Origin of the sequence: Arthrobacter rhombi (assembly GCF_039526245.1) — a bacterium.
GTDB classification, from domain to species: domain Bacteria; phylum Actinomycetota; class Actinomycetes; order Actinomycetales; family Micrococcaceae; genus Arthrobacter_H; species Arthrobacter_H rhombi.
This window is the reverse complement of sequence record NZ_BAAAIV010000012.1, coordinates 498,684-511,773: the sequence shown is the minus strand read 5'-3', so window position 1 is coordinate 511,773 and position 13,090 is coordinate 498,684. Positions and strand designations below refer to the sequence as shown.

The following is a 13,090-nucleotide window of genomic DNA, read 5'->3' as shown; positions in this document are numbered from 1 at the left end:
ACCCCCAGCGAGATTGCTGGGGGTCTATTCTGCAAACACGCGGAATTAGGACTTATTCATCTAGTGGATTGAAGGCCGCGACGTGACAGGATGTAGCCGGTGCCGATGGCCGTCAGGATGGGGATCGCGAACCGTAACTGTGGCCAGTTGTCTTTTGCGGGAGGGTCCACGCTCGCCGTCCCCGGGTAAAAGAACGCGGACAGCTGACTGATCCAATACACCGAGGCGGACAGGGCGGCTGCGTCCAAGCCCACCCGCCCATAGCCCGGCCGCCATGGGCTCGCCAGCGTCGCCACCGGGACCCCGCCCCGGAACTCATGGTCTGTGCGTGATGGAACTTCGCGTGAGGCAGCCACGACTCGTGGTAGATGTGGGTTTCATTGAAATCGAACAGGTACGGTCCGGCCATCAGCCCCGCAGCGGTCACCGTGATGAGGGCCTTGCCGATGGTTGCCGGTTTCATCAGTGCTCGTTAGCCGACTGCTCGGTGCCGGCCGCGGCACGGATGGGCAGGATAACCCGGCTGGCGATCAGCCAGCGGCCCTCGTCCAGGGCGACGGTGTCGTCGTAGACCACACCGTGCACGGAGCCGTCGTTCATGATCATCAGCCCCTTGGACCGTACCGAGGCTGCGGTATCGCTGGTCTCGGTGATGACAGTGTTGGTCACGAGGTGCGACAGGGGTGCGTGCCCGGAGCCAGACAGCCGAGCCATCGCAGTGCGCAGGGTGTCGATGCCCTGGAATGAGCCCATGCCCGAGCTGGTCATGTTGTAGGTGGCCTCCGGCGTGAACACTTCGCCGAGCTGGTCAAACTGGTCCTCGTCGGAAACGAATGCGAGACGGGCGATGGTTTCGGTGATCTGCTGACGATCAAGTGCACTGAGCATGACTTCTCCCTGTTTGGTACTCAGTACCGTAGCAGACTCGATGCGCATTGGCACTGCGGTCGAGCCGACCGGTAGGCTGAAGTCATGTCTGAACGTTCGTCTGAGGTAGATAAGCCACCGTTGTCGTTGATTGAACGAAAGCAGCGAGCGGCGCGCGGCCGAATCATCGATGCCGCGGATGCCCTGTTCGCTGAGCGAGGTTTCGACAGTGTCTCCGTCACCGACATCGCGGAACGTGCCGAGGTGGGACGAACCACCTTTTTCCGGCACTTCAAGGACAAGACTGAGGTCGTCTTCGCCAAAGAACAAGCGATGTTCGAGGCAATCACCGACGCGACTTCCGAGAAGTGGGCTTCCGCACAGTCGGTGGATTCTCTAGCAGGGGCCTTGAGCGCCCTTGAACCTCTCGTGATCCAGTTATGCGAGCAAGCTACCGCCCATGTCGACGTCTACCAGCGGCACACCATGCTTCTTGATGCGCACGAAGAACTGAGGGAACGCGAGGCGCTTAAACACCAGTACATCGCGCATGAGTTCGCAGAGGTACTTCTCGCGCACGGCGCCCCGCTCCACCTCGCCACGATAGCGGCGCAGCTTGCATTGGCCTGTTACGCCAGTGGGCGAGTCCTCGCCGCGACACCGAGCGATCTCACCACCACGACACGCGCCGCTTTCCGCGACACACTCTCAATAAATTCCTCACCCGCGGAAGCCTGACTTCCGATCGTCATCTCCTCTTGCAGCACACCTCAGCCACCCCCGCCGCCGAGCAAGCACGACGAGAGGGAAGCGAAACTCCCACGCAAATTGCCAAAGCGCTTGGCATCTCACGAGCCACCATTTCTCGGCACCTTAACGCATAGCGCCAACTACCACTCCTCTACTGGTCAGACCCCTACTTCAGCGCGCCGTGGCGTGTTTCGCAACAACGGACGTCACCGTGGAGTGACCCTGGGGAAAACGGTTCTGCCTGTCCCTCACAGGCCTGTCGGGAATCCTGCCTCGAGCCGGCCACCACGCCTAAACGAAGGTATCCGTACCGACCCAGCCCTACGGCAAGATCGATCAGTTTCCGAGGACCCTTTATGACGGGTGAGCTCCCTGGACACGATCACCGCATGCCCCACGCCACCATCGGGAACCAGGACACCCATGGGCAGCTACCGACGTGGCGGGGCAGTGCCGCCAGCGGCGCCGCGTGAGCGCGCCACTGCCTATGGTGAGAACGGCCGTGCCGGGAGATCGGCCGACGGTAGAATCGGCATGACGGCCATCCACAGAAGAGCGAGTTCAGAATGCCCCACAGGCCACCAGTTCCGGTGACGGGAGAACTGGACGACGCTTCGACCCTGAAAAAACACCTGCAGCTGAAGGCGATTCTGCGTCACCATGCCACAGAAGTCTGCGACCCTGGCAGGCCTATTCCTTCGGAGCGGGAACTGACCCAGCAATTCGGTGTGGCACGGATGACCGTGCGGAATGCCATCGACGCACTGGTCGAAGACGGCGTCCTCGAACGCATCGTCGGTGTCGGCACCTTTGCCGCCTTTCCCAAGGTCGACCTTCAGGTCAAGCTCACCTCCTACAGCGAGGAGATGGAACGCCGGGGGATGGTACCCACCGGCCGCGTCCTGCGGTTCGACGAGATTCCGGCCACCGGCCAGTTGGCCCGGGAAATGGAACTCGAGGACGGAACGCCAGTGGTGCGCCTGCGGCGCCTCTTGCTGGCCGATGGACTCCCTATGAACCTGGACGAGAACTATTTGCCCTCACATCGGGTACCCGGGTTCCTCGACGATGCGGCACCGCGCCAGCTGTACGCCTCCTTGAACGAGCGCTATGGCCTGGTGATGCAGTGGGGCGAGGACCAGGTGGAAGCTACGGCCGCGACCCCGCAGGATGCCAAGCACCTGGGGGTGGACGTGGGAACCCCGCTGTTGAAGATCCAGCGACATGCTTACGTCAAACGTGAATTGGTCGACTACTCGGTGTCGCTCTACCGGGCCGACCGCTACAAGCTGTTCGTGCCCCTGCAGCGCCCTGGGACACGTCAGCGGCATTCCTACGAGGCTGACGGGTTCTAGCGCGCTCAGGACTCTCTAGACGGTCTGCCACACTAGCGTGAGCCCATCACTCCGAACCGTCACTGGATCAGCGTGGTGGGGGAGTCCGGCAGCCGTCGCGGTGAGCTCGGATCAGAGACCCCACGAACAAGGGACCCCGATCAACGATCGGGGTCCCTTGTTCCTTGCAGTGAAGGCTAGTGCTCGATGGAGGCGTTCTCCGACTTGCCGTCGATGGCCGGAGCATGGTGGCCATGGGCGGCCTCCAACTCGGCGGGGGTCACCGGTGCGACGCGATCCTCGAAGAAGAACTTCGAAATTGCCCCGCGGGCCTTTTCCGAGGCGGTCACGTGGCCGGCACGGTCTGCCTCCGGGGGGAGTACCTCGTGGGACTCGAAAGCGACCAGCTGGTAGAGCTTGTACTCATCCAGGGCGACGTGCTGTTCGCTGAAGCCGCCTTCCGGGGACATCTCGATGATCCCGGCTTCGCGGCCGTGGAGCACGATTTCGCGATCCTTCCGCTGCAGTGCCAGGGCGATGCGGCGGGCAACGATGAATCCGAGGATCGGGCCCAGGAAGAACAGTGCACGCAGCCAGTACGTGACGTCGTTCAGCGAGACGTGGAAGTGGGTCGCGATGAGGTCAGACGATGCTGCACACCACATCACGCAGTACCAGATCACACCTGCCACGCCGACGCCCGTACGGAACGGGGCGTTGCGTGGACGGTCGAGCAGGTGGTGCTCGCGGTCGTCCTTCGTAATCCAGCGCTCGATCCACGGCCAACCGAACATGGCTCCGATGAGGATCGCGGCCGGGACCATCGGCAGTAGGACGTTCAGGATCAGGTTGTTGTCGCCCCACGGGAAGGGGATGACCCACTCGAAGCTGAAGTTGCCCAAGACGCCCGGCATCAGACGCAACGCGCCATCAACCCAACCGATGTACCAGTCAGGCTGGGTGCCGGCGGAGACAGGGGAGGGATCGTAGGGGCCGTAGTTCCAGATCGGGTTGATCGTGAAGAAGCCCGAGATGGCGGCAATGATGCCGAAGACGATGAAGAAGAACCCACCGGCCTTGGCGGCGTAGACGGGACCCACAGGGAAACCGACGACGTTGTCGTTGGTGCGACCCGGGCCACGGTACTGGGTGTGCTTGTGCACGACGACCATGAACAGGTGGATGCCGATCATCAGCAGGATCATTGCCGGTACCAACATGATGTGCAGCATGTACAGGCGGCCCACGATGGCGGTTCCGGGGAACTCGCCGCCGAACAGGAACGCCGAGATGAAGGTGCCCACCACCGGAAGTGCCTTGATGACGCCGTCGATGATGCGCAGGCCGTTGCCGGAGAGCAGGTCATCCGGGAGTGAGTAGCCGGTGAAGCCGGCAGCCATGGCCAGGACGAGCAGCGTGCCGCCGACGACCCAGTTCAGTTCACGGGGACGGCGGAAGGCGCCGGTGAAGAAGACGCGCAGCATGTGCACGGAGACAGCGGCCACGAAGAGCAGCGCCGACCAGTGGTGCACTTGGCGCATGAACAGGCCACCGCGGACGTCGAAGGAGATATCCATGGTCGAGGACATGGCCACCGACATCTGGACACCCTTGAGCGGGTTGTAGCTGCCGTTGTAGGTCGTGTGGGCCATCGACGGGTCGAAGAAGAACGTCAGGAACGTGCCCGAGATCAGCAGGATGACGAAGGTGTACAACGCCACCTCGCCGAACATGAACGACCAGTGGTCCGGGAAGATCTTGCGCCCGAACTCCTTGACGATCTGCGAGGCGCCGACACGGGTGTCGACGAAGTCCGCGATCTTGCCTGTCGAGGTTTTGGGACGGTACTCAGTAGTTGAAGACATGATTAGCCACGCTCCCAGTAGCTCGGGCCGACGGGCTCATGGAAATCGCTCTGGGCGACCAGGTAGCCATCCGAATCGACCGTGATCGGAAGTTGGGGAAGTGCGTGACCTGCCGGTCCAAAGATGACCTTGCATTCCTGCGTAAGGTCGAAGGTGGACTGGTGGCACGGGCACAGCAGGTGGTGCGTCTGCTGCTCGTACAAAGCAACGGGGCAACCCACGTGGGTGCAGATCTTCGAGTAGGCCACGATGCCATCGTGATGCCAGGTCTCGCGCTCGGGGGAGATGTGCATCTTCGACGGATCCAGTCGCATGAGCAGCACGACTGCCTTGGCCTTCTCATTCAGCGGGTCTTCCATTTCGTTCAGCCCGTCGGGGATGACGTGGAAGGCCGAGCCGATCTGGACGTCCGATGCCTTGATCGGCGTTCCGGAGGGATCGCGTACCAGCTTGATGCCCTTGTCCCACATGGTGTGGCGCAGTCGATCGACGATCTGTCCGGCGGTGGCGCCGGTGCGATCGAGGTCACGGAACATGAAGATCGCGGGGATCGGTGCCAAAGCCACTGCGGCGATCAGCGAGTTGCGGATCAGGGGACGGCGCTTGATGCCCGTTTCCTCGATGATGTCGCCCAACATCGATTCCGCGACCTGGCGGTTCTCCTCCGTACGGACCTCGTGACGCATCTCGGTGATCTCGTGGTCGGGCATCAGGGTTTTGGCCCAGTGCACGATGCCCACGCCGATGCCGAGCATCGCAAAAGCGGTGCCGATACCCAACAAGGTGTTCTGCAGGCGGATCTCGCCGATCGATTCAGCGTGCCCGACGACGAAGTAGGCCACGAAGAACAGCAGTGTTCCCAGCACGGAAAGCACGAACAGCAGCGTTACCTGCCGTTCGGCCCGCTTTGCGGCGCGGGGGTCAACGTCAGCGAGGCGTGGCCGGTGCGGCGGCAGGCCCGGGTCCTGGAACGTGTCCATGGAACCCTGACCGGCCTTAGCAACGGTGCCCGGATCGTTCGGACTGCCGTGACTATGGTCGCCCATGTTCTCTCTCATCCTTTTTCTCAAATTCCTTGGTACGAAGTGTGGTGTGTGGGCCGGGGCCCACGGCGCCGGATCAGGAAGGCCGCGAGGTCAGCCAGATCGTGAAGGCGATGACGATGCCGAGACCGGCGGTCCAGATGAGGAGGCCTTCGGAAACCGGGCCGAGTGAACCGAGCTGGGCGCCACCGGGGGAGCCCTGTGCGTCGATTTCCTTCAGGAACGTGATGACGTCCCGCTTCTCGTCGGGGGTGACGTTCGAGTCGTTGAAGACGGGCATGTTCTGCGGTCCCGTCGCCATGGCCTCATAGATGTGCTTCTCGCTGACGCCAGACAGCGAAGGAGCGAACTTGCCGCGCGTCAGGGCACCGCCGGCTGCTGCGGCGTTGTGGCACATGGCGCAGTTGACGCGGAAGATTTCCCCGCCAGTGGCCGCATTTCCCTTGGAGGTATCCAACGATTCGGAGTCCGGTACTGCGGGGCCGGCACCGAGCGAGGCGACGTAGGCAGCGAGCTGCTTGGTTTCCTCGTCGTTGAACTGCGCTGGCTTGGCCTGCGCCTGCGGTCCCTGCATCTGCATGGGCATGCGTCCGGTGCCAACCTGGAAGTCGACGGCTGCGGCGCCGACACCGACAAGCGAAGGTCCGCTCGAGCTGCCTTCGGCTTGCATGCCATGGCAGGTCGCACAGTTGGCAACAAAGAGCTTGTTGCCTTCGTTTACGTCGCTGGCGCTGTACGTCGTCGCCGCCTGGGCCTCGTTGACGCTGGTTGCCGCGGCATATAGGCCGCCCGTGACGAGCAGACCCATCAACAACAGCGCTACGGCGGCGAGCGGATGGCGGCGCCTTTGCGAAAGAGCCTTCACTTGCTGGTTCCTCACTTGATTTGGTTGGTGATGCTGGGGGTGACCCGAAGGCCTATGGCTACTTCAGGAAGTAGATGATCGCGAACAGCGCGATCCACACGACGTCGACAAAGTGCCAGTAGTACGACACGACGATGGCTGAAGTTGCCTCGAAGTGACCGAACTTCTTGGCCACGAACGCACGTCCGATGATCAGCACGAAGGCGACGAGACCGCCGGCAACGTGGAGACCGTGGAAGCCCGTGGTGATGTAGAAGGCCGAGCCATAGGGATTCGAGCTCAACGCGACGCCATGGTGGACGAGTTCGGTGTATTCGTACGCCTGAACGGAGACGAAGATCGCCCCGAGGATGAACGTGACGATGAACCACTCGACCATTCCCCACTTGCGGAAGTTCAGCAGGCCACCGAGGCGGCGCGGCTGGAGGTCCTCAGCGCGGAAGACACCGAGCTGGCAAGAGAAGGAACTGGAAACCAGGATGATCGTGTTGACGAGTGCGAACGGGACATTCAACTTGGCTGTCTCGTTCGCCCACAGTTCCGGCGAGGCCGCACGGAGTGTGAAGTACATGGCGAAAAGCGCGGCGAAGAACATCAGCTCGCTGGAAAGCCAGACGACGGTTCCGACCGACACCATGTTGGGACGGTTAGGCGCAGGGTGCGCCTGGGCATTGAGGGCATGAGTCGCAGTTGTCACAGAGCCATTATGTCTATAAAAGTGCCGCTTACACCAATGCATCCACGACCGAGTCGCCCGTTTTTGCGCCGGTCAGGCCCAAGTTCCGCGGAATATCAAGGGAGAAACAATTCCGCACTTTCTACAAAACGTAGATAACCTAGTTGTGTGTCAACGATTTCTTCGCAGTCCAAGTTCCCCAATTGGCCAACGATCCTCACATCGCTCATCCGCGGTGAGGACCTTTTGACGGCGGATGCCGCCTGGGCGATGAGCGAGATCATGGGCGGAAATGCCTCCGATATCCACATCGCCGGTTTCCTCGTCGCCTTGCGCGCCAAGGGTGAATCGGTGGCAGAACTGACCGGGCTCGTCGAGGCCATGATCGCCAGCGCCAGGCCTCTGGATCTGCCGGGCGAGAAGCTCGACATCGTTGGAACAGGTGGGGATCGTCACAACACCGTCAACATCTCCACCATGTCGTCCCTCGTGTGCGCGGGGGCGGGAGCCCGGCTGGTCAAGCACGGCAACCGGGCGGCGTCGTCGTCCTCGGGTTCCGCCGATGTGCTCGAGGCCCTGGGCGTCCGCCTGAATGCGCCGGTCGAACGGTTGGGGCCGATCCTCGAGGAAGCAGGCATCACGTTCTGCTATGCCCAGATGTTCCATCCGTCCATGCGCTATGCGGCCGCGGTCCGTTCGGGGCTGGCGGTGGCAACGGCCTTCAACTTCATGGGCCCCCTGACCAACCCCTCCCTTCCCACGGCCTCGGCCATCGGTTGCGCCGATGAACGCATGGCGCCACTCATGGCCGGTGTCCTCGCAGCGCGCGGATCCCGGGCTCTGGTCTTCCGGGGGGACGACGGGCTGGACGAGCTGACCACCACGACCACGAACCACGTCTGGGAGGTCCGCGATGGATCCGTCGACGCCTCGGTGTTCGACGCGGGCGATCTGGGTCTGGGGCGGGCGACGCTGCAGGATCTGCGTGGCGGCGATGCCCAGCACAATGCCGCCGTCGTGCATGAGGTCCTCGCCGGTGGGCGCGGTCCGGTCCGTGACGCCGTCGTGCTCAATGCCGCTGCGGGACTGGTGGCTTTCGACCTGTCGGCCGAGGGGAGCCTGGGGGAGCGCCTCGATGCCGCAGCGCGCCGAGCCGAGGAGTCCATCGACTCCGGTGCCGCACGCGATGCCCTCCAGCGTTGGATCGATGCGACCTCAGTGGGGGAGTAGCCGGTAACCACCGGCGGGGCGAAGGCCCGAACAATGAGGGGCCGTTGGTCGCCTCCACCGGATACCTGGTGTTGGCGGCCAGCGGCCCCTAGCTCGTTCCGACGCAGTGCGCGCGACGCTACGTTTGGTCCCTACTCGAGCCCGAGGGAGAACGCTGCGTCGAGGTCATGCTGGGAGTAGGACCTGAAGGCGATGTGCGTGGTGGTTTCCACGACGCCGTCGACCTTGGAAAGTCGATTGGCGATGGCTTCGGCCAGGTCGTCGTGGTTGCGGACCCGGGCCACCGCGATGAGGTCCCAGTCGCCGGCGACCGAGTAGACCTCGCTGATGCCGTCAAGCTCGGAAATCTTCTGGGCGCATTCGGGAATGCTGTCGGCAACTGTCTGGATCATTACAAACGCGGTGATCATCACGTGTTCCTCCACCTTCTGGCACCGGGATCATCCGGCCTTTGACTCGTGGTACGAGCCTAGTTCACCGTATCGCCGACGCGCACTTTACGACGCTGGATCATCGTGCCGACCAGTCGCCGGCCCAACAGCAGGATGCCCAGCACGATCGTGGCGACGATGATGAACGGCACGGCTGCCGTCTCACCGGACACCACGCGCAGGATCAGCCCCAGGGCCGCCGTCCCGATCCAGAGGACCACGCCATGCGGCCAGAGGCGATGCGGCTGCTTCCACACCACGGTGCTGCAGGAGAACACGAGCAGGGCGATGAGGAAGGGCGCAGCGGTCCCGAGGATTCCTGCGACGTCCAGTCCTTCGGCGTGGGAACGGCGCCCCAGTGCTGCGAAGAGGATCACCAGGACCAGGTCGATCAGTAGCGGCGGGACCCAGGATTTCGGCTTCAACATGGGAACGAGCGTACCGGCCGGGATGAAGCGCCCGCATCCCGCGCATCGCGGCGTCCGTGCTGGTATTCATCGGATTCATTGAAGTACGATGAATACACAAGGATACACTTGATTCGTCGGCATTCACCGGCAACCACCCGCCACCAGGGAGACCCGCATGGACAACCCGTTCCGCCCCACGGCCGGCGCCGAGCCGCCGCAATTGATCGGCCGCACGGGGATCCTCGACGAGTTCATCTACGGGCTGCGCATCCGGCACGGCGCCCCCGGATTGCTGTCGATCTTCACCGGTGCGCGGGGCATCGGCAAAACGGTCATGCTGGGCGAAGCCGAGGATGAGGCCCGCCTCCGTGGCTGGGCCGTCGTGTCGGAGACTGCGACCCGTGGCTTCCTCGGACGGATCGGCGAGTCCATGCGCCACCACGCCGAGGAGCTGGGGGAGGGGCCGCCCGGGCGACGGATCACCGCGGTGCGCGTTGCCGGTTTCTCGGTCACCACTGAACTTCCGCCCGAACAGCAGGCCACCTGGCGCGAATTGGGCGATGACCTGTTGCGTCGTCTGGACGAGCACGGGACGGGGCTGCTGATCACCCTGGACGAAATCCACGGCGCCGACCGTGACGAACTGGCTCAGTTGGCTGCCTCCGTGCAGCACTTCATCCGTGACGGTCTGCCCATCGCCCTGGTCTTCGCCGGTCTGCCGGCCGCGGTATCGGATCTGCTCAACGAGGGCGTCGCCACGTTCCTGCGCCGTGCCGACCGGATCGACCTGCACGCCGCGGCCATCGATGATGTCGCCGATTCGTACGAGGACACCTTCGCCGCGTTGGACCATCCGCTGCCCACGGAATTCGTCCGCCGCGCCGCCGCAGCCACCGGGGGATACCCGTTCCTCATCCAGCTCATCGGTTACCACCTGTGGCAATTGGCGGAAGCGACGGCCGGCCCCCTCGCATCGGACGACGTCGACCTGGCCATCGACGCCGCCCGGCGGCGGAACACCCGGGTTGTCATCGGCGCCGCACTGGCGACCATCTCGCACAAGGACATGGAGTTCCTGCATGCCATGGCGGTCGACGACGGCCCGTCCTCGACGGGCGACATCGGCGTGCGGCTGGGCAACCGCCCCAACACCATCGGTAATTACCGGGCACGGCTGATCGACGCCGGCCTGATCCAGCCGACGGGCCACGGGATCGTCGAATTCGCCATACCGGGACTGCGCGAGCACCTGCTCACGCGCTGAGGCCGCCCCAGAATCCACTCGTTTGTGGGACGGGTACAAATGGCGCGCCCAAATCCTGAAGGACGGACTCCCGGGAATTCGGACCGGACCAGCGAGACTGGGAACATGACTCGTATCGCAATCACCGGCCTTGGCGCCGTGTCCCCGCTGGGAACCGACGCCCCCAGCACCTGGGCAGCCCTGACGGCCGGCACTTCCGGCGTCGTCCCCTTGGACACGCCTTGGTCCGAACCGCTCACCACGCGTTTCGCCGGGCTCGTGGACGACTCCTTCCAGGAGGCGCTCAGCGTCCGGGAAATCAAGCGCATGGACCGCTCGGAGCAGTTCACCATGGCGGCAGGGCGCGAAGCCTGGAACGACGCCGGTGCCCCCGCAGTGGATCCCGAACGTCTCGCCGTGGTCATCGGCACCGGTATCGGCGGCATCGGCACCACCACCGTCCAGGAACACGTGCTGGCCGACAAGGGCCCGCGCCGGGTCTCGCCCCACACGGTGAACATGCTCATGGCCAACGGATCGGCGGGCTGGCTCTCCATCGATCTGGGGGCTAAGGCAGGGGCCCGCACCCCCGTCAGCGCTTGCGCATCCGGCTCCGAAGCGATCGCCATGGCCCGGGAGATGATCCTGTCCGGGAGCGCGGATACCGTCGTCGCCGGCGGTACGGAGGCTGCTGTCGCCGGGCTGACCATGGCGTCTTTCGGGCAGACGCGTGCGTTGTCCAAGCGCAACGACGATCCAGCGGCTGCCTCGCGCCCCTTTGATGCGGACCGCGACGGATTCGTCCTCGGCGAGGGTGCCGTGGTGATGGTGCTGGAGCGCGAGGACCACGCAAACGCGCGGGGAGCGCGCATCTATGGCTACGTCGACGGCTCGGCGATCACCTCGGATGCCCACGACATCGTGGGGGCAGATCCGGACAACCAGGCCCGCACGATGCGGATGGCCGTTCGGGCCAGCGGGTGGGAGACCGGGGACATTGGATTCGTCCATGCCCACGCCACCTCGACCCCCGCCGGGGACATCAACGAAACCCAGGCCATTACCGGCGCCGGTCTGGCAGGGGTTCCGGTGACGTCCACCAAATCCATGACCGGACACCTGTTGGGCGCATCGGGGGCGGTGAGTACCCTGGCGACCGTCATGGCGCTGCGCGACGGGACCATCCCGCCCACCACCAACCTCGAGAACCAGGACCCGGAGATCGACCTGGACGTCGTGGCCAACCAGGCCCGCCCCACCGACGCCCGCGTCGCCGTCGTCAACTCCTTCGGATTTGGCGGGCACAATGTGGCGTTGGTGGTCTCCAAAGCCTGATGTTGCCAGCGGGGGAGTGGCGCCTGGTTAATCCCCTCAACGGGTTTCGACCAGCCCATCGGCCCAGGCGTTCCAAACCCTCTGTCGGGGAGCACGGATGATCCGGGCGATCGTGAGATCAAAGGGGGCGCGTCGAACTGTCGTTCATGACCGGTCCTCACTCCTTTCTTCGGTGGTGACGATTTCCTCGAGTCGGTCCGCGCGTTCTTCCCACAGCCGTTGCTGCTCGTCGATCCACGACTCGATGATCTGGAAGGGCTGACGCTCGAGGGACCAGATGCGCACACGCCCCGATTTACGGGTCGCCACCAATCCCGCCTTTTCGTGCTGTCGGACGTGTTTGACGAAGGACGGCAGAGCCATGTCGAAGTCGCCCGAAAGCTCATCCACGGTGGCAGGACCAGCGGCCGACCGGGCCACCACGGATCGTCGCGTGGGGTCGGACAGGGCCCGGAAGACAATGATCGCTCGGGGGAGTGCCACCGTCAAAAGGCCTCGACAGAACCAGCATGGCGCAGGAGGATCTGAGATAGTAATTCCCCACAGGAAGGATTTATTCCATGCGGTCAGTACGGGTCACCCCGAACCTGCGCGTCGCCAACCTGGACCAGGCGAGGACCTTCTACCAGGATTTCCTCTCGTTGGATGTGGAGGAATTCAACCTGGGGTGGGTAGCCCGCTACACCTCGTCAAAAAGCGGTGCGCACGTCCAACTCGTCACTCAAGACGCCACGTCATCGGAGGATGCGGCGATTTCTGTGCACACGCCGGACGTGGACGCCGCCTACGCGGAAGCGCTGGAACGCGGCTATGACATCGTGCACCCGTTGACGACCGAACCCTGGGGCGTCCGACGCTTCCTGGTCCGCGCGCCAGACGGAAACGTCATCAACATCGTCCGCCATGTCGTGGAAGAACACGGCGCGGCATCCGGAGCTTCCGACGGCTCTGGGGGCGAGGCAGATAACGACTAGTTGACATAATGTAGATTATCGGCGCTTGATCGATCACGCTCCGAAGCGGCTGGCAGAGCCGTCCTGT

15 protein-coding genes and 1 pseudogene are annotated in these 13,090 nt (G+C 63.8%); 7 read left to right on the top strand and 9 right to left on the bottom strand.

The genetic code is table 11. The features are described 5' to 3' along the window. Positions 1-56: 56 nt before the first annotated feature. Both ABD088_RS17270 and ABD088_RS13055 read right to left on the bottom strand, forming a co-directional pair. Positions 57-463 (bottom strand): annotated as a pseudogene (locus tag ABD088_RS17270) (DUF6640 family protein). Then, positions 463-888: a nuclear transport factor 2 family protein gene (locus tag ABD088_RS13055; protein ID WP_343902358.1), complete on the bottom strand. Its 426-nt coding sequence runs from the start codon at positions 886-888 to the stop codon at positions 463-465. Before ABD088_RS13055 ends, ABD088_RS17270 begins: the two are co-directional and overlap by 1 nt. Positions 889-972: 84 nt before the next feature. On the opposite strand from ABD088_RS13055, the gene ABD088_RS13050 reads away from it, so the two are divergent. The 3 genes from ABD088_RS13050 (at position 973) to ABD088_RS13040 (ending at position 2,972) form a co-directional block, all read left to right on the top strand. Continuing rightward, positions 973-1,605 (top strand): TetR/AcrR family transcriptional regulator, encoded by a 633-nt coding sequence (locus tag ABD088_RS13050; protein WP_343902357.1) that lies wholly within the window; start codon positions 973-975, stop codon positions 1,603-1,605. Positions 1,606-1,625: 20 nt separating this feature from the next. Further along, positions 1,626-1,751, top strand: a complete 126-nt coding sequence (locus ABD088_RS13045; RefSeq protein ID WP_343902356.1) for an ArsR family transcriptional regulator — start codon at positions 1,626-1,628, stop codon at positions 1,749-1,751. A 432-nt stretch (positions 1,752-2,183) separates the two neighbouring features. Then, positions 2,184-2,972: a GntR family transcriptional regulator gene (locus tag ABD088_RS13040; RefSeq protein WP_343902355.1), complete on the top strand. Its 789-nt coding sequence runs from the start codon at positions 2,184-2,186 to the stop codon at positions 2,970-2,972. A gap of 176 nt (positions 2,973-3,148) precedes the next feature. Here ABD088_RS13040 and qcrB read toward each other — a convergent pair whose 3' ends face one another. The 4 genes from qcrB to ctaE form a co-directional block, all read right to left on the bottom strand. Further along, complete coding sequence (qcrB, locus tag ABD088_RS13035) at positions 3,149-4,816, bottom strand: cytochrome bc1 complex cytochrome b subunit (protein ID WP_343902354.1); 1,668 nt, start codon at positions 4,814-4,816, stop codon at positions 3,149-3,151. A gap of 2 nt (positions 4,817-4,818) precedes the next feature. Then, on the bottom strand, positions 4,819-5,862 hold the full coding sequence (qcrA, locus tag ABD088_RS13030) for a cytochrome bc1 complex Rieske iron-sulfur subunit (protein ID WP_343902353.1): 1,044 nt from the start codon (positions 5,860-5,862) through the stop codon (positions 4,819-4,821). A gap of 73 nt (positions 5,863-5,935) precedes the next feature. After that, entirely contained in the window at positions 5,936-6,724 is a 789-nt protein-coding gene (gene qcrC / locus ABD088_RS13025; RefSeq protein ID WP_343902352.1) for a cytochrome bc1 complex diheme cytochrome c subunit, read from the bottom strand. A 58-nt stretch (positions 6,725-6,782) separates the two neighbouring features. Then, positions 6,783-7,421 carry an aa3-type cytochrome oxidase subunit III gene (gene ctaE, locus ABD088_RS13020; RefSeq protein ID WP_372710442.1) on the bottom strand — a complete coding sequence of 213 codons (639 nt, stop codon included), beginning with the start codon at positions 7,419-7,421 and terminating at the stop codon, positions 6,783-6,785. 147 nt (positions 7,422-7,568) lie between these two features. On the opposite strand from ctaE, the gene trpD reads away from it, so the two are divergent. Continuing rightward, positions 7,569-8,630 (top strand): anthranilate phosphoribosyltransferase, encoded by a 1,062-nt coding sequence (trpD, locus tag ABD088_RS13015; RefSeq protein WP_343902350.1) that lies wholly within the window; start codon positions 7,569-7,571, stop codon positions 8,628-8,630. A gap of 131 nt (positions 8,631-8,761) precedes the next feature. Here trpD and ABD088_RS13010 read toward each other — a convergent pair whose 3' ends face one another. After that, complete coding sequence (locus ABD088_RS13010; RefSeq protein WP_343902349.1) at positions 8,762-9,040, bottom strand: Lrp/AsnC family transcriptional regulator; 279 nt, start codon at positions 9,038-9,040, stop codon at positions 8,762-8,764. A 59-nt stretch (positions 9,041-9,099) separates the two neighbouring features. Then, positions 9,100-9,489: a DUF3054 domain-containing protein gene (locus tag ABD088_RS13005; protein WP_343902348.1), complete on the bottom strand. Its 390-nt coding sequence runs from the start codon at positions 9,487-9,489 to the stop codon at positions 9,100-9,102. A 157-nt stretch (positions 9,490-9,646) separates the two neighbouring features. Between ABD088_RS13005 and ABD088_RS13000 the strand changes: the two genes are divergently transcribed. After that, complete coding sequence (locus ABD088_RS13000; protein WP_343902347.1) at positions 9,647-10,735, top strand: ATP-binding protein; 1,089 nt, start codon at positions 9,647-9,649, stop codon at positions 10,733-10,735. A gap of 105 nt (positions 10,736-10,840) precedes the next feature. Further along, positions 10,841-12,049: a beta-ketoacyl-[acyl-carrier-protein] synthase family protein gene (locus ABD088_RS12995; protein WP_343902346.1), complete on the top strand. Its 1,209-nt coding sequence runs from the start codon at positions 10,841-10,843 to the stop codon at positions 12,047-12,049. A gap of 144 nt (positions 12,050-12,193) precedes the next feature. Here the strand turns inward: ABD088_RS12995 and ABD088_RS12990 are convergent, their stop codons facing one another. Next, entirely contained in the window at positions 12,194-12,532 is a 339-nt protein-coding gene (locus ABD088_RS12990) for an ArsR/SmtB family transcription factor (protein WP_343902345.1), read from the bottom strand. Positions 12,533-12,609: 77 nt separating this feature from the next. Between ABD088_RS12990 and ABD088_RS12985 the strand changes: the two genes are divergently transcribed. After that, entirely contained in the window at positions 12,610-13,023 is a 414-nt protein-coding gene (locus tag ABD088_RS12985; RefSeq protein WP_343902344.1) for a glyoxalase superfamily protein, read from the top strand. Positions 13,024-13,090 lie beyond the last annotated feature (67 nt).